Genomic DNA, 20,028 nt, shown 5'->3' on the forward strand with positions numbered 1-20,028 from the left:
GCCGGTCACGATTCGAGGTAGCCGCCGTTTGTCGGGTTCACCACCCGGCGCCGGGCTGACAGTTGACGGAATTGGCGACGCCTTACCCTTGAGGGCATGCTGAACCGCATCGACCTGCGAGGTCGTGTCCCGTCACCCGCCGAACTGCGTGCCGCGCTGCCGCGCGCCGAGGTCGACGTGGACGCGGTGCTGCATCAGGTCCGGCCGCTCGTGGACGACGTGCGCGAACGCGGTGTCGAAGCGGTGCTGGAGCACGGCGAGAAGTTCGACAAGGTGCGCCCGGCCTCGATCCGCGTGCCCGCGTCCGAGCTGAAGCGCGCGCTGTCCGAGCTGGACCCGGCCGTGCGGGCGGCGCTGGAGGAGTCCATCGCCCGCGCCCGCAAGGTGCACGCCGACCAGCGCCGCGTCGACACGACCACCCAGGTCGTGCCCGGCGGCACGGTGACCGAGCGCTGGGTGCCGGTGTCCCGGGTCGGCCTGTACGCGCCCGGCGGCCTGGCCGTCTACCCGTCCACCGTGGTCATGAACGTGGTGCCGGCGCAGATCGCGGGCGTCGAGTCGCTGGTGGTGTGCTCGCCGCCGCAGGCGGAGTTCGGCGGCCTGCCGCACCCGGCGATCCTGGCCGCCGCCGCGCTGCTCGGCGTGACCGAGGTGTGGGCCGTGGGCGGCGCGCTGGCGGTCGCGCTGCTGGCGTACGGCGGCACGGACACCGACGGCGGGGCGTTGGAGCCGGTGGACCTGGTGACCGGTCCCGGCAACATCTACCTGACCGCCGCCAAGCGGCTGCTGCGCGGCCTGATCGGCATCGACGCCGAGGCCGGGCCGACCGAGGTCGCGATCCTGGCCGACGACACGGCCGACCCGGTGCACGTGGCCGCCGACCTGATCAGCCAGGCCGAGCACGACCCGCTGGCCGCGAGCGTGCTGGTGACCACGTCGGCGGAGCTGGCCGACGCCGTGGACGCCGAGCTGGAGCGGCAGACCGACGCGACCAAGCACCGCGAGCGCGTGCGGACGGCGTTGACCGGCAGGCAGTCCGGCACCGTGCTGGTGTCCGGCCTGGACGACGGACTGCGCGTGGTGGACACCTACGCCGCCGAGCACCTGGAGATCCAGACCGCTCAGGCGCGTGAGGTCGCCGCACGCGTGCGTGCGGCGGGCGCGATCTTCGTGGGACCGCACTCGCCGGTGTCGCTGGGCGACTACTGCGCGGGCTCCAACCACGTGCTGCCGACCGCCGGGTGCGCGCGGCACTCGTCGGGGCTGTCGGTGCAGACGTTCCTGCGCGGCATCCACGTGGTCGACTACAGCGAGGACGCGTTGCGCGAGGTCGCGCCCCACGTCGTGGCGCTGGCGAACGCCGAGGACCTGCCCGCCCACGGCCAGGCGGTCACGGCGAGGTTCAGCGGATGAAGCCCATCGGTGAACGGCCCGCCGACGCGCTCTTCTCAGCGGAGGCGGCATGAGACACAGCATCGGTTCCAAGGTCGAAATCACAGACCTGCCTTTGCGTGACGACCTGCGCGGACGCACACCATACGGCGCTCCTCAGCTGGACGTGCCCGTCCGGCTGAACACCAACGAGAACCCGTACCCGCCCACGCCCGCCCTGGTGGAGGACGTGGTGCGGGAGGTCGCGGCGATCGCGGGCGAGCTGCACCGCTACCCGGACCGGGACGCGGTGGCACTGCGCGAGGACCTGGCCGCCTACCTGGCCTCGTCCACGGGCGTGCCGCTGACCTCGGCGAACCTGTGGGCGGCGAACGGGTCGAACGAGGTGTTGCAGCAGATCCTGCAGGCGTTCGGCGGTCCGGGCCGCTCGGCGCTGGGCTTCGAGCCGTCGTACTCGATGCACCCGATCATCGCCGCCGGCACCCGCACGGAGTGGGTGCCCACGCCCCGCCGCGCGGACTTCTCGCTGGACGTGGCGCGGGCGGCGGAGATCATCGCCGAACGCGCGGCGGACGTGGTCTTCGTGACCAGCCCGAACAACCCGACCGGGCAGAGCCTGCCGCTGGAAGACCTGCGCGTGCTGATCGAAGCCTCACCCGGGATGGTCGTGGTGGACGAGGCGTACGCGGAGTTCTCGTCCCGGCCGAGCGCGGTCGAGCTGCTGGAGGACCACCCGGCGAAGCTGATCGTCAGCCGGACCATGAGCAAGGCGTTCGCGTTCGCGGGCGGCCGGCTGGGCTACCTGGCCGCCGCGCCCGCCGTGGTGGACGCGTTGCAGCTCGTGCGGCTGCCCTACCACCTGTCGGCGTTGACGCAGGCGGCGGCACGGGCGTCGTTGCGGCACGCGGCCGAGACGCTGGGTTCGGTGGCGAAGCTGGCGGCCGAACGGGACCGGGTGATGGACTCGTTGGCGGGTCTGGGCTTCTCGGTCGTGCCGAGCGACGCGAACTTCGTGCTGTTCGGGTGGTTCGAGGACGCGCACGCCACGTGGCGGTCGTATTTGGAACGCGGTGTGCTGATCAGGGACGTCGGCATCGCCGGACATCTGCGGGTGACGGTCGGTACTCCGGAGGAGAACGACGCGTTCCTCGCGGCGAGCAAGGAGGTTGGCCGGTGAGCCGGGTCGGCAAGGTGGAGCGCACCACCAGGGAATCGTCGGTGTACGTCGAGGTGGACCTCGACGGCACCGGCAAGGTCGAGATCGCGACGGGGGTGCCGTTCTACGACCACATGCTCACCGCGCTGGGCGTGCACGGGTCGTTGGACCTGGTCGTCCGGGCGACCGGTGACGTGGAGATCGACGCGCACCACACCGTGGAGGACGTGGCGATCGTGCTCGGCCAGGCGTTGCGGGAGGCGTTGGGGGACAAGGCGGGCATCCGCCGGTTCGGCGACGCGTGGATCCCGATGGACGAGACGCTGGCGCACGCGGCGGTGGACGTGTCGGGGCGACCGTACTGCGTGCACGTGGGCGAGCCGGAGCAGTTCAACACGTTCACGATCGGCGGCAACTACCCGTTCGTGCTGAACCGGCACGTGTTCGACTCGCTGGCGTTCCACGCGGGCATCGCGCTGCACGTGCGGGTGGAGTACGGGCGGGACCCGCACCACATCGCCGAGGCGCAGTTCAAGGCGATCGCGCGGGCACTGCGCGCGGCCGTCGAGCCGGACCCGCGCGTGGGTGGCGTGCCATCGACCAAGGGCGTCCTGTAGATGCCGAAGGAGTACGTGGTCATCGGGCTGATCGCCCTGGCCGGTTTCCTCGGCGGTGGCGTCTACAGCACGTGGAAGACGGCTCGGGGCCTGGCGATCGTCCTGCTGGTCCTGACCGTCGTCGCCGTGGGCGCTGCCATCGCCTGGCTGCTCTGACCCGAACGCAGAACTCGGGGGTCCCGAGCGTTCGACACGCGCGTTCCGAACGTAGGACACGCGCGCGTGTCCTACGTTCAGGTCCCGTGTGTCCTACGTTCAGGACCCCCGAGTTGAACATTCAGGCGCGTTGGCCGTGGCGGGCTTGGCTGTCTGCGTATGGTTGGTCACATGTCGTCACCGGCTCAGGCCGCCATCACCGTCGGTCGCCCTCGGGAACGGGCCGACGCCGCACGCAACCGGGCCCGCGTGCTCGCCGCCGCGGAAGAGGTGTTCGCCGCGGCCGGCGGGGCGGTCGGCGTGACGATGGAGGACATCGCACGGGCCGCAGGCGTGGGTCGGGCCACGCTGTACCGGCGCTACCCCGATACGACGTCGATCGCGCAGGCGCTGCTGGACGAGCACGAGGCCGAGATCCAGGACCGCATCCTCACGGGTCCGCCGCCGCTGGGGCCGGGCGCGCCGCCGGACGAGCGGCTGGCCGCGTTCTACCGGACCATGGTCGGCCTGCTGGAACGGCACCTGCACGTGGTGCTCGGCGCGGAGACGGGCCGGGCGCGGTTCCGGGCGGGTGCCTACGGGTTCTGGCGGCGGCACGTGGCCGCGCTGGTGGACGGCGCCCCGGCGGCCGTGGTGGACGCCCTGATGGCGCCGTTGGCCCCGGAGGTCTACCAGTACCAAAGACAGGTGCGGGGCCTGAGCCCGGACGAGGTCGTCGCGGGCCTCGACTGGCTCACGAGACGTGTTCTCGCAGGTAGTTAGGCGGCACGGCGGGCACCAGCCACACGCCGTTGGCGCTCACCCGGAACTCGTGTCCGTCGGCGGCCATGGCCGCGGCGTCGACGACCAGCACCACCGGCTTGCCCCGGCGTGACCCGACCCGCACGGCCGTCTCGACGGACGCGGACAGGTGCACGTCGTGCCGCGCCATCGGCCGCAGCCCGTCCCGGAAGATGTCGGGCAGGGACCGGCCCACCGTCCCGTGGTACAGCTCGGCGGGCGGCTCGGTGACCGGCAGGTCCAACGACACCTCCACGGTGTGCCCCTGGTTGGCCCGGATGCGCCCGTCCTCGATCGCGAACCGCTGCTTGTCGTTGTCCGCCACCACCTCCAGCACCTGCGCCCGGCTCACGCCCAGGGCGCGCACGAAATCGTCCAGGTCCACCCACCCGGCCGCGTCGAGCGTCAGCCCGACCCGCTCCGGCTCGTGGCGCAGGACCTTGGACATCCGCTTCGACAAGCGGACCATCTGCTTCTTCTCTTGCACGACTCCCAGTGCAGCACGCGGCCACAACAGGTTTTCACGTGCCGCCTTCGACGGCCGGCTTGAGCTTGGGCGCGCCAGGGCCGTCCGCCGCCTGCTCGTCGTCGAAGTTCTGCAGGGTGCAGCTGCGCAGCGACAGGCACCCGCACCCGATGCACGACGTCAGCCGGTCGCGCAGCCGGCGCAGCGCGTCGATCCGCGCGTCCAGCTCCACCTGCCAGCTCGCCGACAGCCTGCTCCAGTCCGACTTGGTCGGCGTGCGGTTGTCCGGCAGCGTCGCCAGCGCCGCGTGCACGTCCTCCAGCGACAACCCGACCCGCTGCGCGGTGCGGATGAACGCCAGCCGCCGCAGCACGTGCCGCGGGTACCGGCGCTGGTTGCCCGCCGTGCGGTCGGACGAGATCAGCCCCCGTTCCTCGTAGAACCTCAACGCGGTGTGCGGCACGCCGCTGCGCTCGGCCACCTGACCGATGGTCAACATCTCCGGCAACTTGCTCACGTGCCCATGCTATGCGGCTTGACCTCGACATAAGTCGAAGTTGTTTCGTGAGGTCATGACGGTCAAGGACAAGTCCGGCTACGCGGACCTCCCCGCGTTGTTCGGGCGGATGACAGGTGACGAGAAGCACGAGTGGGCGGCGGCGTCCACGCTCGACGTGCTGTGGGTGCTCTACGACCGGGTGCTGGACGTCTCGCCGGACCGGGTGGACGACCCGGACCGCGACCGGTTCCTGCTGTCCAAAGGGCACGGCCCGATGGCGTACTACGCCGTGCTGGCCGCGAAGGGCTACCTCGATCCCTCCACTTTGGACACGTGGACGGCGTGGGACTCGCCGTTGGGCCAGCACCCGGACCGCGCGCTGGTCAAGGGCGTGGAGATCAGCAGCGGCTCGCTCGGGCACGGCCTGCCGATCGCCGTCGGCACCGCGATCGGCCTGCGCCTGCAGGGCCGCACCGCGCGGACGTTCGTGCTGGTCGGCGACGCGGAGCTGGACGAGGGCAGCAACCACGAGGCGATCGCGCTGGCCGGGCGGCTCGGCCTGGACCGCCTGGTGGCGGTGGTGGTGGACAACGCCTCCGGCACGCACGGCTGGCCCGGCGGGGTGGCGAAGAGGTTCGAGGTCGAGGGCTGGCAGACGTCCACAGTGGATGGAAGAGATCACGCCGCGCTGTTCGCGGCGTTCACGCAGGACCACCCCGGCCGGCCGTTGGTCGTGGTGGCGGAGATCGGCAAGGGGGAGCGGCCGGGCTGCGGGCGGCAGTGCACCGCGCCGAGCGGGCCGACGTGCTGCTGGTGGAGCCGTACCTGGAGGGCACGTCGGCGCACCTGGCGGCCGAGGCGCTGGCGGACGTGCCGCACCGGCTGCGGTCGTTGGGCGTGCGGCGGGACGCCGAGCTGCGGGCCTACGGCACGGCCGAGGACCACGATTCGGCGCACGACCTCGACGTGCTCGGCGTCGCCGCGGCCGTGCGTCGGATGTTCGGCCACCCGGCCGCTGCGGCATGATCTGTGCCTGTGAGCGTGCCGAGAACCCTGATCTGGACACCCGCGCCGACCGCGGAGCTGCAGCTGAACCTGCACCGCGCCGCCGCGGGCCCCGCGGCACTGGTCCCGGTGACGTCCGGGACGGTGCTGCTGCCGCGCAGGCAAATCGGGTTCCCGGCCGCGCTCCGACTGGCCGAGCAGGTCCGGGAGACCGGTGCGGCGGCGCTGCTGCTGCGCTGGTCTCCCACCGCCGAGGTGTGGACCGACGGTGAGCGGGCGGGTTCCACGGGCTCGGCGCGCAAGCTGGTCGGCCTGCTGCGGTGGTGGCGCCTGGACGCCCGGCCCGAGCCCGTGGACCTGCCCGCCGACGTCGCCGAGGTGCGGTCCCTGGTGGACGAGGGCCGCGCGGACACGTGGGTGACCGCCCTGCCCGACCACGCCGGCCTGCCGATCAACACCGTCCTGCCGGTGGTTCCCGTCACGCAGGGCGGACTTGCCTGATCCGTTGATGGGCTGGACGGCCTAGTAGGCTGATTTCGTGCCCAAGGTCGTTGTGCTGGACTACGGATTCGGCAACATCCGCTCCGCCGAGCGCGCGCTCCAGCGCGTCGGCGCCGACGTGGAGGTGACCGCCGACCATCGGGCCGCGCTCGACGCCGACGGCCTGGTGGTGCCCGGTGTCGGCGCGTTCGCGGCGTGCATGGCCGGGTTGGACGCGATCAAGGGCGGCCGGCTCATCGGCCGGCGGCTCGCGGGCGGGCGTCCCGTGCTGGGCATCTGCGTCGGCATGCAGATCCTGTTCGAGCGCGGCATCGAGCACGGCGTGCTCACCGAGGGCTGCGGCGAGTGGCCCGGCACGGTGGAGCGGCTGGAGGCACCTGTCGTGCCGCACATGGGCTGGAACACCGTCCGCGCCCCCGAGGACACCGAGCTGTTCGCGGGCCTCGACGCGGACACCCGCTACTACTTCGTGCACTCCTACGGCGTGCGCAAGTGGGAGCTGGACGCGTCGGACACGCTCAAGGCGCCGCTGGTGACGTGGGCCGAGCACGGCGGTGACGAGTTCGTCGCGGCCGTGGAGAACGGGCCGCTGTGGGCGACCCAGTTCCACCCGGAGAAGTCCGGTGACGCGGGCGCGCACCTGCTGGAGAACTGGCTCAAGAGCGTCGACTAGCGTCCACTAGGCTGAACGCGTGACTTTCACGCTGCTCCCGGCTGTTGATGTGGCCGATGGCCTGGCCGTTCGGCTCGTGCAGGGCGAGGCCGGCACCGAGACCAACTACGGCGACCCGCTGGACGCCGCGCTCGCGTGGCAGCGCGACGGTGCGGAGTGGGTGCACCTGGTCGACCTCGACGCCGCGTTCGGCCGCGGCAGCAACCGCGAGCTGCTGGCCCGCGTGGTCGGCGAGCTGGACGTCCAGGTCGAGCTGTCCGGCGGCATCCGCGACGACGAGTCGCTGGCCGCCGCGCTCGCGACCGGCTGCGCACGGGTGAACCTGGGCACGGCCGCGCTGGAGGACCCGGTGTGGTGCGCGAAGGTCGTCGCCGAGCACGGCGAGAAGATCGCGGTCGGCCTGGACGTGCGGATCACCGAGCAGGGCCACCGGGTGGCCGCGCGCGGCTGGACGAAGGACGGCGGCGACCTGTGGGAGGTGCTGGAGCGGCTCGACCGCGACGGCTGCTCCCGCTACGTGGTGACCGACGTGGGCAAGGACGGCACGCTCCAGGGCCCGAACGTGGACCTGCTGCGCGAGGTGTGCGCGCGCACGGACGCGCCGGTGATCGCCTCCGGCGGTGTGTCCAGCGTGGCCGACCTGGTCGCGCTGGCGGCGTTGTCCCGTGACGGCGTCGAGGGCGCGATCGTGGGCAAGGCGCTCTACGCGGGCGCGTTCACGCTCCCTGAGGCGCTGGCCGCGGTCCGCGACTGATCGCGTCCTGGATCTCCCGGACGATGTAGGCCTCCGCGGCCGCCTCGGTGACGCCCGTGCGTTCGAGGACCTCGGCCGCGGTGCCTTCCGCGTCGGCGAGCAGGCCGAGCAGCAGGTGCTCGGTGCCGACGAACGTGTGGCCGTGGCGCAGTGACGCCCGCACGGCCAGTTCCAGCGCCTTCTTGCAGTGCGCGGTGAACGGCTGCGGCTGGGGCCGCGGCCGGACCACGCCGTCCAGCTCGGTGAGCACCGCCATCCGCGTGGTGCCCTCCGCCGCCTCCAGCTTGGCGATCGTCTTGGCGGCCAGGCCGCCGGACTCGTCCAGCAGGCCGAGCAGGAGGTGCTCGGTGCCGATGCGCTCGCTGAACCGGGCGTGGTGGCGGGCCAGCACGATGACCCGCCTGGCCCGCTCGGTGTAGCGGTCGAAGCTCGGCTTCAACTCCGGTGACTCCTTGGGCACGAACCGCTTCTGCGCGGCCTGTTTGGTGACGCCCAGGCTCGCGCCGATGTCGGTCCAGCTCGCGCCCGCGCGGCGCGCCTCGTCCACGAAGTGGCCGATGAGGTGGTCGCCCAGCTCGTCGAGCTGGCCGCTCAGCTCCACGGCGGCGGCCAGCCTGCCGAGCACGTCCGGGTGTTCGGACGCGACGGTGACGATGAGGTCTGTCAGCTGGACGGGCGGCGCGATCATCCGTCAACTCTAGGTTGACGCTGCCGGGTGGGTCAACCTCCGGTTGACGCTAGGCGGGCTTGATCTCGATGCCGATCGAGCCGTCGCGGCCGCGGCGCAGGCGGCTGCCGAGCAGTGAGACCCGACCCATGACGCCGTACTTCCGGGCGATGAGGGACCGGACCCGGTCGCTGCCCGCGCGGTCGAGCAGCCGGGCGGTGGCGGGGACCTGCTCGCCGGTGGGGTTGCCGCGGAAGTCGCACGGTCCGACCTGGACGTCGCCGCTGCGGCGGATGCGCTTGACCTTGCCCGCGCCGGCGGCGGACCACGCGTACAGCGTGCCGTTCCCGCCCACGACCCAGACGGGTGTCGGCACGGCGGTGCCGTCCTTGCGGAAGGTGGTCAACAACAGGTACTTGCCGGCTGCGAGGTCCATGTCCGGCAACGTTAGCCCCGCGGACGCCGAAGAGCCCCGCTCCCACGAGGGGAACGGGGCTCTTCGCGAGAACGCCAGGTCAGATGACCGTCACGTTGGTCGCCTGGGGGCCCTTGGCACCCTGGCCGACATCGAAGCTCACCCGCTGGTTCTCCTCCAGGCTGCGGTAGCCGCCGCTCTGGATCTCCGAGTAGTGCACGAACACGTCCGCGCCACCGTCCTCGGGGGAGATGAAGCCGAAGCCCTTCTCCGAGTTGAACCACTTCACGGTGCCCTGCGCCATCTTTGTACTCCTCATACAGCTACCAACGGGGCGAACGCACCCGCTGAGGCCGGTCCAAACGCTGACCCTGAGGAATCACACGCTCAAACAATGTTTCGCGAGCGTGGATGACACGAACACAAAACTTGCGACCTCCACAAGTGAAGCACACTTTCGCCGCCACGTCGCCCTCCAACGGCCTCGGACCCCACTTTCGAGTGTCACGAAGCCAACGTTTACACCGGCGTGTCCTACGTTCAGAACGCGTGTGTCCTACGTTCAGGACCTCCGAGTTGAACGCTCGGGCACGCCGAAGTCCGCCGCTCAGGGCGTCCACGTAGGCTTTCGACCATGTCAGTCGCGGTGCGCGTGATCCCCTGCCTGGACGTCGACCGGGGCAGGGTCGTGAAAGGTGTGAACTTCACCAACCTCGTCGACGCGGGCGACCCGGTCGAGCTGGCCAGGGCCTACGACGCGGAGGGCGCGGACGAGCTGACGTTCCTCGACGTGACCGCGTCGTCCAGCGACCGCGAGACCACGTTCGACGTGGTCCGCCGCACGGCCGAGCAGGTCTTCATCCCGCTCACCGTGGGCGGCGGCGTGCGCAGCGCGGACGACGTGGACAAGCTGCTGCGGTCCGGCGCGGACAAGGTGAGCGTGAACACGGCCGCCATCGCCCGCCCCGAGCTGCTGGGCGAGCTGTCCCGCCGCTTCGGCGCCCAGTGCATCGTGCTGTCGGTCGACGCACGCCGTGTCCCCGAGGGTGAGAAGCCCACTCCTTCGGGGTTCGAGGTCACCACGCACGGTGGCCGCAAGGGCACCGGTATCGACGCCGTCGAGTGGGCCGCGCGGGGCCAGGAGCTGGGCGTCGGCGAGATCCTGCTGAACTCCATGGACGCCGACGGCACCAAGGCCGGGTTCGACCTGGAGCTGATCCGGCTCACCCGGAAGGTGGTCGACGTGCCGCTGATCGCCAGCGGCGGCGCGGGTGCGGTCGAGCACTTCCCGCCCGCCGTGGCCGAGGGCGCGGACGCCGTGCTCGCGGCCAGCGTGTTCCACTTCGGCACGCTGCGCATCGGTGACGTGAAGCGGAGCCTGCGCGACGCGGGCGTGGAGGTGCGCTGATGCGGAACCCGCGCAACGGGCCCATCGAGGTGTTCCTCGCGACCCTGATCGGCGCGGCGGGCGCCCTGGTGTTCGCGCTCATGGGCCTGATCCAGTGGCAGGTCCACGACGACCCGGTGGCGTTCAGGTTCCCGCTGATCGTCGCGGTGCTGGGGCTGCTCGCGGTGGGCGGCCTGGTGGCGGGCCCGCGCCCGGCCCGGCTCACCGCCGCGTTCGTGTTCGGACTGGTGGCGCTGATCCACCTGCTCGCGGTGCTCAACCAGGTGCCGGTGTGGATCCGCGTGCTGTCGGGTCTGCTCTCGGCGGCGCACATCTTCGCCGTGGTGATGCTCAACACCAAGCCCGCCCGGATCCACTTCCTCGGAGGACAGCGTTGACCAGCGCGCTCGACCCGTCCATCGCCGCACGGCTCAAGCGCACCGCCGACGGCCTCGTGTGCGCGGTGGTGCAGCGGCGCGGCACCGGTGAGGTGCTGATGGTCGCCTGGATGGACGACGAGGCCCTGCACCGCACGCTCACCACCCGCCGCGCCACGTACTACTCGCGCAGCCGGCAGCAGCAGTGGGTGAAGGGCGAGACGTCCGGGCACACGCAGTACGTGCACGAGGTGCGGCTGGACTGCGACGGCGACACGGTGCTGCTGGTCGTGGACCAGGTCGGCGCCGCCTGCCACACCGGCGACGCGACCTGCTTCGACGCGACCGTGCTGCTGCCGCCCGAGGACTGACGCGGCTCAGGCCAGGTCGCCGGTCAGGTAGCGCTGCAGGTTGGGCGCGATGGCCTTGACCATGGTCTCCACGTCCGCCGAGGCGAACGGCTCGAACCGCACCACGTACCGCACCATGCCCATGCCGAAGATCTGGCTGGCCACCAGGGTCGCGCGCAGCTCCGGGTCGGACACGCCCAGGTGCATGACGACCCGCTTGATCAACGTCTGCACGAAGAAGCCGCGCAGCACGTCGGCGACCTGGCTCTGGGCGGTCACGCTGCGCACCATCGCGGCGAACTGGCCGCCGCCGATGGGGTCCCAGATGCCGATGAAGTTGCGCACGATCCGTTCGCCGATCTCCTCGTCCGGGCCGTCGAGGAGGCGTTCGACCAGCTCGTTCGGGTCGACCGGCACCTGGAGCACGGCCTTGGCGAACAGGCCTTCCTTGCCGCCGAACCAGTGGTTGACCATCGCCGCGTCCACACCGGCCCGCGCCGCGATGGACCGGACGGTGGCGCCCTCGTAGCCGCGTTCGACGAACACCTCACGTGCGGCGGTCAGCAGCGCGGCCTTGGTGTCCTCGCCGCCCGCCCGTCGACCGCGGCGCTTGGGTTCGGTTTGGTCCGAGCCGGGGTTCACGCCATCATCATGGAGCAAGCCCGGCAGTATTTCAACGTGCGTTGAATTGGGATGCGGCCAACGCCCGCACAGGTGCAACCGGCACAATGTCGCCATGGTGAGCGTCATCGGTGCAGGTGCGGGTCTGGGCGAGGTCAGCCCGACGCGCGAGGAGTTCCGCGAGCTCGCCGCCCAGCGGCGGGTCATCCCGGTGGTGCGGCGGTTGCTGGCGGACGCGGAGACACCCGTCGGGCTGTACCGCAAGCTCGCGGCGGACCGCCCGGGCACGTTCCTGTTCGAGTCGGCCGAGAACGGCCGCTCCTGGTCGCGCTGGTCGTTCGTCGGCGCGCGCAGCGCGGGCGCGTTGACCGCGACCGGCGGCGAGGCGTTCTGGCTCGGGCCGCACCCCGTCGGCCTGCCCGAGGGCGGCGACCCCCTGGTGGCGCTGCGCGAGACCATCGAGGTGCTGCGCACCGACCCGCTGCCCGGCCTGCCGCCGTTGACCGGCGGGATGGTCGGCTACATCGGCTACGACGCCGTGCGGCGGCTGGAACGGCTGCCGTCGTTGGCCGAGGACGACCTGAAGGTGCCGGAGCTGGTGATGCTGCTGGCCACCGACCTGGCCGCGCTCGACCACCACGAGGGCACCGTCACGCTCATCGCCAACGCCATCAACTGGGACGACTCGCCGGAACGGGTCGACGCCGCGTACGACGACGCGGTGGCCCGGCTCGACGCGATGACGCAGGACCTGCAGAGCCCGGCGCCGCCCACGGTCGCGGTGTTCGCCCGGCCCAAGCCGGAGTTCGTGCGCCGCCGCACGCAGCAGGAGCACTACGCCGTGGTGGAGAAGGCCAAGGAGGCCATCCGCGCCGGTGAGGCGTTCCAGGTCGTGCTGTCGCAGCGGTTCGAGATGCGCACCACGGCTGACCCGCTCGACATCTACCGCGTGCTGCGCACGTCCAACCCGAGCCCGTACATGTACCTGCTGCGGCTGGACGACTTCGACATCGTCGGCTGCAGCCCGGAGTCGTTGGTGACCGTGCGCGACGGCAAGGCCACGACTCACCCGATCGCGGGCACCCGGTGGAGGGGTGTCGACGACGAGGAAGACGCCCTGCTGGAGAAGGACCTGCTGGCCGACCACAAGGAACGCGCCGAGCACCTGATGCTGGTCGACCTGGGCCGCAACGACCTGGGCCGGGTGTGCAAGCCCGGTTCGGTGACCGTGGTCGACTTCTTCAAGGTCGAGCGGTACAGCCACGTCATGCACATCGTGTCCACGGTCAGCGGCGAGCTGGCCGAGGGCAGGACGGCGTTCGACGCGGTGGCGGCGTGCTTCCCCGCGGGAACGCTGTCCGGCGCGCCCAAGCCTCGCGCGATGGAGCTGATCGAGGAGCTGGAGCCGACCCGGCGCGGCCTGTACGGCGGCGTCGTCGGCTACCTGGACTTCGCCGGTGACGCGGACACCGCGATCGCCATCCGGACCGCCCTGGTGCGCGACGGCGTGGCGTACGTGCAAGCAGGCGGCGGCATCGTGGCCGACTCCGACCCCGTCGCCGAGGACAACGAGTGCCTGAACAAGGCGGGTGCGGTGCTGTCGGCGATCGCGACCGCGCAGACCATGGCGCCGGCGGTGGACCCCGCCCGTGTCTGAGCGGTCGGCCGCCCGACGTCCACTGTGGATCGTGGTGGCGCTGCTGCTGCTCGGCGCGGTGGCGTTGTGGGGCGCCGCCGCGATGTCCTGGGACGCTTCGGCGGACCGAAGCGGCGGTGACGTGGTGCCCGCGCTGACCCCGTTGGCGCTGCTGTGCCTGGCCGCGATCGCCGCCGTGGTGGCGTTGAGCGGCTGGGTGCGGCGCGTGCTCGGCGTCGTCGTGCTGCTGGCGGGCGTGGCGTCGGCGTTCCAAGCAGTGGACGCCGACGGGCCGCTGACCGGGCGCGGCCTGGTGCTGCTGGGCGCGGTGCTCGTGGTCGCGGCGGGCGTGCTGCTCGTGGTGCGCGGTTCGGCCATGCCGCGCCTGGGAGGCGGCTACCAGACGCCCGGCGCGGCCAAGCGGACCGCCGATCCCGAGCGCGAGCTGTGGAACGCCCTGGAGCGCGGGGACGATCCCACGGAACGGGACTGACGGCACGCTGACGTGCCGCTGACGCGCCGGCGGCGCACGTTTGCGCACGTCGGCTCGTGAAGGGCCCTGGTCATCAGGGGGAACGGGCCCACCCGGTGGCCGGACGGGGTTCGCGGCGGGGTTAGCATCCTCGTGGCGGGAAGGGGAGCATGACGTGCGGGAGCTTGCGACTGAACCGGAAGGTCTGACGGAGTCGAGCGAGGTGCTCGGATGACCGTGCTCGAGTCGATCATCGAAGGCGTCCGCGAGGACCTCGCCGCGCGCGAGGCGGCACTGCCCTTCGACGTGCTCAGGGAGAAAGCGGCGAAGGTGGCGCCACCGCAGGACGTGATGTCGATCCTGCGCTCGCCGGGTGTCGGTGTGATCGCCGAGGTGAAGCGGCGCAGCCCGTCCAAGGGGCAGCTGGCCGAGATCCCGGAACCGGCGGACCTCGCCGTGCAGTACGAGTTGGGCGGCGCGCGGGCGATCAGCGTGCTGACCGAGCAGCGCCGGTTCGGCGGGTCCCTGGAGGACTTCGACGCGGTGCGCGCGGCGGTGGGCGTTCCCCTGTTGCGCAAGGACTTCATCGTCAGCCCGTACCAGGTGCACGAGGCGCGCCTGCACGGCGCCGACCTGGTGCTGCTGATCGTGGCGGCGCTGGAGCAGAACGCGCTGGTGTCGCTGCTGGACCGGGTCGAGTCGCTGGGCATGACGGCCCTGGTCGAGGTGCACACGGCCGAGGAGGCCGACCGCGCGCTGGAGGCGGGCGCGAGCGTCATCGGCGTGAACGCGCGCAACCTGCACACGCTGGAAGTGGACAAGGACGTGTTCGGGCGGATCGCGCCCGGCCTGCCCTTCGACACCATCAAGATCGCCGAGTCCGGTGTCACCGGTCCGGGTGACCTGATGGCGTACGCGGGCGCGGGTGCCGACGCGGTGCTGGTCGGCGAGAGCCTGGTGACGAGCGGCGACCCCAAGGTCGCGGTGAACAAGCTGGTGACGGCGGGGTCGCACCCGGCGTGTCCCCGGCCGAGCCGGTAAGACCCGGTAGGAGGAGAGCGCATGGCGCGCGGCCAGTTGGCTCCGACACCCCACGACCCGGACGAGCGGGGCCACTTCGGGCCGTGGGGCGGCCGGTTCATGCCGGAAGCGCTCATCGCCGCGGTGGACGAGCTCGCCGCGTTCTACGAGAAGGCGCGGGTCGACCCCGAGTTTTTGGACGAGTTCGCCCGGTTGCTGCGCGACTTCGCCGGGCGGCCGTCGCTGCTCACGGAAGCGCCGAAGTTCGCCGCCCACGCGGGCGGTGCGCGGATCTTCCTCAAGCGCGAGGACCTCAACCACACCGGCTCGCACAAGATCAACAACGTGCTTGGCCAGGCGCTGCTGACCAAGCGGATGGGCAAGAAGCGGGTCATCGCCGAGACCGGCGCGGGCCAGCACGGCGTGGCCACGGCCACCGCCTGCGCCCTGATGGGCCTGGACTGCGTCGTCTACATGGGCGAGGTCGACACCGAGCGGCAGGCGCTCAACGTGGCCCGGATGCGGCTGCTCGGCGCACAGGTCATCCCGGTCAAGACCGGCTCGCGCACCTTGAAGGACGCCATCAACGAGGCGCTGCGCGACTGGGTCGCCAACGTCGAGGACACGCACTACCTGCTCGGCACGGCCGCCGGGCCGCACCCGTTCCCGGTGCTCGTGCGCGACTTCCACCGGATCATCGGCATCGAGGCGCGCGAGCAGATCCTGGAGAAGGCAGGCCGACTGCCCGACGTGGTGGCGGCGTGCGTGGGCGGCGGGTCGAACGCCATCGGCATCTTCCACGGCTTCATCGACGACCCGTCCGTGCGGCTGGTCGGCCTGGAGCCCGGTGGCGACGGCATCGACACCGACCGGCACGGCGCGACGCTCACCGCGGGCACGCCCGGGTCGCTGCACGGCGCCATGTCGTACGTGCTGCAGGACGAGGACGGGCAGATCGCCGAGGCGCACTCCATCTCGGCCGGTCTGGACTACCCCGGCGTCGGGCCCGAGCACGCGTTCCTGAAGGACAGCGGGCGGGCCGAGTACCGGCCGGTGACCGACGCCCAGGCGATGGAGGCGTTCGCGCTGCTGTCGCGCGAGGAGGGCATCATCCCGGCGGTCGAGTCGGCGCACGCGCTGGCCGGTGCCCTGGTGCTGGGCCGTGAGCTGGGGCCGGAGGGGTTGATCCTGGTGAACCTGTCCGGGCGCGGCGACAAGGACATGGACACCGCGATCAAGTGGTTCGGGCTGGGGGTGGAGTCGTGAGCAGGCTTGAACCGGTTTTCTCGGCTTGTCGGGCGGAGTCGCGGGCGGCCCTGATCGGGTACCTGCCCGCCGGCTACCCCACGGTCGAGGGGTCGAAGGACGTGCTGCGGACGATGGTGTCGTCCGGGTGCGACCTGGTGGAGGTCGGCCTGCCGTTCTCCGACCCCGTGATGGACGGTGTGACGATCCAGCGCGCGGCCGAGCAGGCGCTGCGCGGCGGCTTCCGGGTGCGTGACCTGTTCGGCGTGGTGGAGTCGGTGGCGGCGGCCGGTGGAAATGCGGTCGTGATGACGTACTGGAACCCGGTGCTGGCCTACGGGGTGGACCGGTTCGCGCGTGACCTGGCGGCGGCCGGTGGGCTGGGCGTCATCACGCCCGACCTCGTGCCGGACGAGGGTGCCGAGTGGATCGCGGCCACGGACGCGCACGACCTGGACCGGATCTTCCTGGTCGCGCCGTCGTCCACGGAGGAGCGGATCTCCCTGACGTCCCGCTCGTCGCGCGGGTTCCTCTACGCGACGTCGGTGATGGGCGTGACGGGCGCGCGGGACGTCGTCTCGTCGGCCGCTCCCGCGCTGGTCAAGCGGGTGCGTGAGCACACGGACATGCCGATCGGTGTCGGGCTGGGTGTGCGCAACGGGGCGCAGGCTGCGGAGCTGGCGGCGTTCGCGGACGGTGTGATCGTGGGTTCGGCGTTCGTGTCGGCGGTGCAGGACGACACGGTGGCAGCGCTGACCGAGGAGTTGGCCAGTGGGGTGCGCCAAGCGGCAGCAGCCGTGTAGCACGCACGTTCGAGTGAACTAGTCCGTTCGGCGGCTCTTGTGGCTCGAGGTTGTCGGTGCGCGTCGGCATCCTGGGCTCGTGATCAAGCTCATCCACGACCCGGCGTGCCACACTGGCGTGCGTCGGGCTGCCACCGGAGGTGATGTCGCATGGCCCTGCCGGCGGACTACGAACACGATGTCGGTCACCCGGCTCCGCCGTGGCACCACAACGGACCGTGGACCCTCGAAGAAGTCCTCGCGATGCCCGAAGACCCGTCGCAGCGAGTCGAACTCGTCGACGGAGCGCTCCTCGTGAGCCCGCTCGGCACGGGCAGGCACCAGATGCTGGTCGGGGACTGCTACGCCGCGTTGCGGGCGGCCTGCCCGCCGGGCCACGAGGTGATGCCGGGGCTCAATGTCGGCCTGTCCGGTGGTCGGATGCTGATCCCGGACTTCACCGTCAACAGGGCAGGGTTCCGAGGTCTTCTGCTGCCGGTGCAGGACCTGCTGTTGGCGGGTGAGGTGCTCTCGCCGAGCACCCGCGTGCAGGATCTCACCCTCAAAAAGCAGCTCTACGCCGAGGCCGGAGTGCCGTTCTACCTGGTGGTCGACCCGAGGGGTGGCGAGCCCGTCGCGACCCTGTTCGAGCTCGACGGCGTCGACTACGTCGAATCCGCGCGTAGCGGGGGCGGCGTGCTGAAGCTCGAACGACCCTTCCCGGTAACAATCGAGCTGTCGGCGTAGGACGAACGGCCGCACCCACTACGGTGGGGGCCGTGGTGACGACTTACCTCGCGACGATCCCCAGCCCCGACCAGGGCGTGTGGCAACTGGGACCGATCCCGATCCGCGCCTACGCGCTGTGCATCATCCTCGGCATCATCCTGGCCATCTGGTGGGGTGAGCGCCGCTGGGTGGCGCGTGGCGGGTTGAAGGGCGAGGTCACCGACATCGCCGTCTTCGCGGTCCCGTTCGGCCTGGTCGGCGGGCGGCTCTACCACGTGGCGACGGACCACGACAAGTACTTCGGGGAGGGGCGCAACCCGCTCGAAGCCCTGGCCATCTGGAACGGCGGCCTCGGCATCTGGGGTGCCATCGCCCTGGGTGGTGTCGGCGCGTGGATCGGGTGTCGGCGCAAGGGCATCCCGCTGCCCGCGATGGCGGACGCGCTCGCGCCCGGCATCGTCGTCGCGCAAGCCGTCGGCCGCCTCGGCAACTACTTCAACCAGGAGCTCTACGGCGGTCCCACCACGCTGCCGTGGGGCCTGGAGATCTACAAGCGGGAAGACCCGGAGACCGGCTTCGAGGACGACCTCGGCGGCGTGGCGGTCGACCACACGCCGATCGAGATCGTGCACCCGACGTTCCTCTACGAACTGCTGTGGTGCCTCGGCGTCGCGCTGATCATCGTGTGGGCCGACCGGAAGTTCCGGCTCGGCCACGGCCGCGTGTTCGCGCTGTACGTCGCGGGCTACACGGCCGGCCGGTTCTGGATCGAGCTGATGCGCACCGACTACGCTACCGAGGTGTTCGGCTTGCGGATCAACGTCATCACCTCCGCCGTGGTGTTCCTCGGCGCGATCGCCTACTTCGTGCTCGCCGCGAAGAGGGGCGAGCGCGAGGTCATCGTGCGCGAGGAGCCGTCCACCGAGCCGCCGGAGTCCGGGTACGCGAGCAGTGAAGCACCGGACGCCGACGCCGACGCGACGACCGTCCCCGACACGAAGGCCGCACCCGACAAGCCCGCGGACACCGGCGACAAGTCGGGCCAGTAGCACGCCGTGCGCATCCTCGTCGTCGAAGATGACGACCGGGTGGCGCGTGGGCTGCTGACCGCGCTGCGGCACACCGGCTACGAGGTCCACCGGGTGGGCACGGCCGCCGCGGCGCTGACCGCACCACCGGCGGACGTCGTGCTGCTCGACCTCGGCCTGCCCGACGGTGACGGCCTCGACGTGCTGCGCGAACTCCGCCACCGCACCGGCACCGCGATCATCACCGTCACCGCCCGGGGCGAGGAGCGGGAACGGGTGCTGGGCCTGCGGCTCGGCGCGGACGACTACGTGGTGAAGCCGTTCGGCACGGCCGAGCTGCTGGCCCGCATCGAAGCCGTGCTCCGCCGCACCCGCGCGGCCCGTGCCGCCGAACGCGAGCAGGAGATCACCCTCGGCCCGTTGACCCTGGACCCGGCCGGCCGGGAGGCCAGGGTCGACGGCGAACCGGTGCCGCTGACCCGCAAGGAGTTCGACCTGCTCGCCCTGCTGGTCGGCCGCGCGGGCACCGTCGTGAGCCGTGACCTGATCGTGGACCAGGTGTGGCAGGCGCACTGGGAGGCGCCGTCACGCACCCTCGACACCCACATCGCCGCCCTGCGGGGCAAGCTCGGCGACGCGTTGCGCATCGAGACGATCCGGGGTGTGGGCTACCGGGTGGCAGCCCACACCTGACCGGTGTCACCACACGTGGGCGACGTCCACCACGACCCGGTTGCTCAGCGTGAACACCCGGAACGGCAGCAGGGCGCGCACGCCCAGCCCGACCGTCGTCTGCCCCTCGAACGACCCGGCCCACGCGACCTGCCGGAACGTCTGGTAGCCGGTGACGTCGACCAGCTCAGACCCGTTCGGGTAGGTGTAGGTCGGGTTGCCGTCCTGGTCGTAGGCCGGCGAGTTGACCGTGATCTGCAGCTTGCCGCCGCCGCGCAACGGCACCGGCTTGCCCGACCCCTCGTGCGTCACCTCGGGCACGTACTGCACGGTGTAGCCGTCGTTCGTGCCGGTGAAGTCGAACACGAGCCGGTCGTAGCACTCCTGCCTGCCGGCCCGGATGTTCGTCAGCAACGCGGTCGTGGTCTGGGACGCGTACTTGGCGCCCGACCCCCAGTCGACGGGCGTGCAGACGACCGGCGCGGCCGACGCCGCCACCGGCGCCACCACCGCGAACGCCGTCACCGCGGCGAGTAACGCCGCAACCTTGCGTAGCATGCTCATTCCCCCTCCCGCGGGCCGCACGGCCCGCAGACGACATGACGCACGTCACCCCCAGGAGGTTGCC

Annotated in this window: 26 protein-coding genes and 1 pseudogene; 20 read left to right on the forward strand and 7 right to left on the reverse strand. The window is 71.5% G+C overall.

Annotated features, from left to right (window positions below):
• Positions 1-96: 96 nt before the first annotated feature.
• From hisD to A6A25_RS40630, 5 genes are all read left to right on the forward strand, one after another.
• A complete protein-coding gene (gene hisD / locus A6A25_RS40615; protein WP_073899726.1) occupies positions 97-1,413 on the forward strand; it encodes a histidinol dehydrogenase in 1,317 nt (438 codons plus the stop codon).
• Positions 1,414-1,462: 49 nt separating this feature from the next.
• Complete coding sequence (locus A6A25_RS40620) at positions 1,463-2,569, forward strand: histidinol-phosphate transaminase (protein ID WP_073899727.1); 1,107 nt, start codon at positions 1,463-1,465, stop codon at positions 2,567-2,569.
• Positions 2,566-3,165: an imidazoleglycerol-phosphate dehydratase HisB gene (gene hisB, locus A6A25_RS40625; protein WP_073899729.1), complete on the forward strand. Its 600-nt coding sequence runs from the start codon at positions 2,566-2,568 to the stop codon at positions 3,163-3,165. The genes A6A25_RS40620 and hisB overlap by 4 nt, the downstream gene beginning before the upstream one ends.
• Positions 3,166-3,321 carry a hypothetical protein gene (locus tag A6A25_RS45140; protein WP_198933043.1) on the forward strand — a complete coding sequence of 52 codons (156 nt, stop codon included), beginning with the start codon at positions 3,166-3,168 and terminating at the stop codon, positions 3,319-3,321. It begins immediately after the preceding gene.
• Between the two features lie 171 nt (positions 3,322-3,492).
• Positions 3,493-4,083 (forward strand): TetR/AcrR family transcriptional regulator, encoded by a 591-nt coding sequence (locus A6A25_RS40630; protein ID WP_073899731.1) that lies wholly within the window; start codon positions 3,493-3,495, stop codon positions 4,081-4,083.
• Here A6A25_RS40630 and A6A25_RS40635 read toward each other — a convergent pair.
• Both A6A25_RS40635 and soxR read right to left on the reverse strand, forming a co-directional pair.
• Positions 4,055-4,570: an RNA 2'-phosphotransferase gene (locus A6A25_RS40635; RefSeq protein WP_073899854.1), complete on the reverse strand. Its 516-nt coding sequence runs from the start codon at positions 4,568-4,570 to the stop codon at positions 4,055-4,057. The genes A6A25_RS40630 and A6A25_RS40635 overlap by 29 nt on opposite strands.
• Positions 4,571-4,622: 52 nt before the next feature.
• Entirely contained in the window at positions 4,623-5,066 is a 444-nt protein-coding gene (gene soxR, locus A6A25_RS40640; protein WP_181319975.1) for a redox-sensitive transcriptional activator SoxR, read from the reverse strand.
• 73 nt (positions 5,067-5,139) lie between these two features.
• Here soxR and A6A25_RS40645 point away from each other — a divergent pair.
• The 4 genes and pseudogenes from A6A25_RS40645 to priA all read left to right on the forward strand — a co-directional run.
• Positions 5,140-5,814 (forward strand): annotated as a pseudogene (locus A6A25_RS40645) (transketolase); the annotation flags it as partial.
• A 287-nt stretch (positions 5,815-6,101) separates the two neighbouring features.
• Entirely contained in the window at positions 6,102-6,572 is a 471-nt protein-coding gene (locus A6A25_RS40655; protein WP_073899735.1) for a hypothetical protein, read from the forward strand.
• A gap of 37 nt (positions 6,573-6,609) precedes the next feature.
• Complete coding sequence (gene hisH, locus A6A25_RS40660) at positions 6,610-7,245, forward strand: imidazole glycerol phosphate synthase subunit HisH (protein ID WP_073899737.1); 636 nt, start codon at positions 6,610-6,612, stop codon at positions 7,243-7,245.
• A 19-nt stretch (positions 7,246-7,264) separates the two neighbouring features.
• Entirely contained in the window at positions 7,265-7,999 is a 735-nt protein-coding gene (gene priA, locus A6A25_RS40665) for a bifunctional 1-(5-phosphoribosyl)-5-((5-phosphoribosylamino)methylideneamino)imidazole-4-carboxamide isomerase/phosphoribosylanthranilate isomerase PriA (RefSeq protein ID WP_073899739.1), read from the forward strand.
• Here the strand turns inward: priA and A6A25_RS40670 are convergent.
• The 3 genes from A6A25_RS40670 to A6A25_RS40680 all read right to left on the reverse strand — a co-directional run bounded on the left by A6A25_RS40670 (position 7,962) and on the right by A6A25_RS40680 (position 9,385).
• The gene (locus tag A6A25_RS40670; protein ID WP_073899741.1) at positions 7,962-8,687 is read right to left on the reverse strand and encodes a Clp protease N-terminal domain-containing protein; all 726 of its coding nucleotides are present in this window, start codon (positions 8,685-8,687) and stop codon (positions 7,962-7,964) included. The two genes, priA and A6A25_RS40670, sit on opposite strands and share 38 nt — an antisense overlap.
• 49 nt (positions 8,688-8,736) lie before the next feature.
• Positions 8,737-9,102 (reverse strand): PPOX class F420-dependent oxidoreductase, encoded by a 366-nt coding sequence (locus A6A25_RS40675; RefSeq protein ID WP_073899743.1) that lies wholly within the window; start codon positions 9,100-9,102, stop codon positions 8,737-8,739.
• A 79-nt stretch (positions 9,103-9,181) separates the two neighbouring features.
• On the reverse strand, positions 9,182-9,385 hold the full coding sequence (locus A6A25_RS40680) for a cold-shock protein (protein ID WP_033437808.1): 204 nt from the start codon (positions 9,383-9,385) through the stop codon (positions 9,182-9,184).
• Between the two features lie 330 nt (positions 9,386-9,715).
• Between A6A25_RS40680 and hisF the strand changes: the two genes are divergently transcribed.
• The 3 genes from hisF to hisI are packed head-to-tail and all read left to right on the forward strand — an operon-like array spanning position 9,716 to position 11,216.
• On the forward strand, positions 9,716-10,489 hold the full coding sequence (gene hisF, locus A6A25_RS40685; RefSeq protein ID WP_073899745.1) for an imidazole glycerol phosphate synthase subunit HisF: 774 nt from the start codon (positions 9,716-9,718) through the stop codon (positions 10,487-10,489).
• Complete coding sequence (locus tag A6A25_RS40690) at positions 10,489-10,866, forward strand: hypothetical protein (protein ID WP_073899747.1); 378 nt, start codon at positions 10,489-10,491, stop codon at positions 10,864-10,866. The genes hisF and A6A25_RS40690 overlap by 1 nt, the downstream gene beginning before the upstream one ends.
• Positions 10,863-11,216 (forward strand): phosphoribosyl-AMP cyclohydrolase, encoded by a 354-nt coding sequence (gene hisI / locus A6A25_RS40695; protein WP_073899748.1) that lies wholly within the window; start codon positions 10,863-10,865, stop codon positions 11,214-11,216. Before A6A25_RS40690 ends, hisI begins: the two co-directional genes overlap by 4 nt.
• Positions 11,217-11,222: 6 nt before the next feature.
• Here the strand turns inward: hisI and A6A25_RS40700 are convergent, their stop codons facing one another.
• On the reverse strand, positions 11,223-11,837 hold the full coding sequence (locus A6A25_RS40700; RefSeq protein WP_073899750.1) for a TetR/AcrR family transcriptional regulator: 615 nt from the start codon (positions 11,835-11,837) through the stop codon (positions 11,223-11,225).
• A gap of 94 nt (positions 11,838-11,931) precedes the next feature.
• On the opposite strand from A6A25_RS40700, the gene A6A25_RS40705 reads away from it, so the two are divergent.
• From A6A25_RS40705 to A6A25_RS40740, 8 genes are all read left to right on the forward strand, one after another.
• Positions 11,932-13,473, forward strand: coding sequence for an anthranilate synthase component I (locus A6A25_RS40705; protein ID WP_073899752.1), 1,542 nt, complete (start codon positions 11,932-11,934; stop codon positions 13,471-13,473).
• Entirely contained in the window at positions 13,466-13,945 is a 480-nt protein-coding gene (locus A6A25_RS40710; RefSeq protein ID WP_073899754.1) for a Trp biosynthesis-associated membrane protein, read from the forward strand. The genes A6A25_RS40705 and A6A25_RS40710 overlap by 8 nt, the downstream gene beginning before the upstream one ends.
• Before the next feature lie 210 nt (positions 13,946-14,155).
• The gene (trpC, locus tag A6A25_RS40715) at positions 14,156-14,965 is read left to right on the forward strand and encodes an indole-3-glycerol phosphate synthase TrpC (RefSeq protein ID WP_073899755.1); all 810 of its coding nucleotides are present in this window, start codon (positions 14,156-14,158) and stop codon (positions 14,963-14,965) included.
• Positions 14,966-14,986: 21 nt separating this feature from the next.
• The gene (trpB, locus tag A6A25_RS40720; RefSeq protein ID WP_073899757.1) at positions 14,987-16,210 is read left to right on the forward strand and encodes a tryptophan synthase subunit beta; all 1,224 of its coding nucleotides are present in this window, start codon (positions 14,987-14,989) and stop codon (positions 16,208-16,210) included.
• Complete coding sequence (gene trpA / locus A6A25_RS40725) at positions 16,207-16,992, forward strand: tryptophan synthase subunit alpha (protein ID WP_073899759.1); 786 nt, start codon at positions 16,207-16,209, stop codon at positions 16,990-16,992. The genes trpB and trpA overlap by 4 nt, the downstream gene beginning before the upstream one ends.
• Positions 16,993-17,142: 150 nt before the next feature.
• Positions 17,143-17,718: a Uma2 family endonuclease gene (locus A6A25_RS40730; protein ID WP_073899761.1), complete on the forward strand. Its 576-nt coding sequence runs from the start codon at positions 17,143-17,145 to the stop codon at positions 17,716-17,718.
• Between the two features lie 35 nt (positions 17,719-17,753).
• Positions 17,754-18,749: a prolipoprotein diacylglyceryl transferase gene (lgt, locus tag A6A25_RS40735; protein ID WP_073899855.1), complete on the forward strand. Its 996-nt coding sequence runs from the start codon at positions 17,754-17,756 to the stop codon at positions 18,747-18,749.
• Positions 18,750-18,755: 6 nt separating this feature from the next.
• Positions 18,756-19,421 carry a response regulator transcription factor gene (locus tag A6A25_RS40740; protein ID WP_073899763.1) on the forward strand — a complete coding sequence of 222 codons (666 nt, stop codon included), beginning with the start codon at positions 18,756-18,758 and terminating at the stop codon, positions 19,419-19,421.
• 6 nt (positions 19,422-19,427) lie between these two features.
• Here A6A25_RS40740 and A6A25_RS40745 read toward each other — a convergent pair whose 3' ends face one another.
• A complete protein-coding gene (locus tag A6A25_RS40745; protein WP_073899856.1) occupies positions 19,428-19,958 on the reverse strand; it encodes an AMIN-like domain-containing (lipo)protein in 531 nt (176 codons plus the stop codon).
• Between the last annotated feature and the right edge of the window lie 70 nt (positions 19,959-20,028).

Origin of the sequence: Saccharothrix sp. CB00851 (assembly GCF_001905065.1) — a bacterium.
GTDB lineage: Bacteria > Actinomycetota > Actinomycetes > Mycobacteriales > Pseudonocardiaceae > Actinosynnema.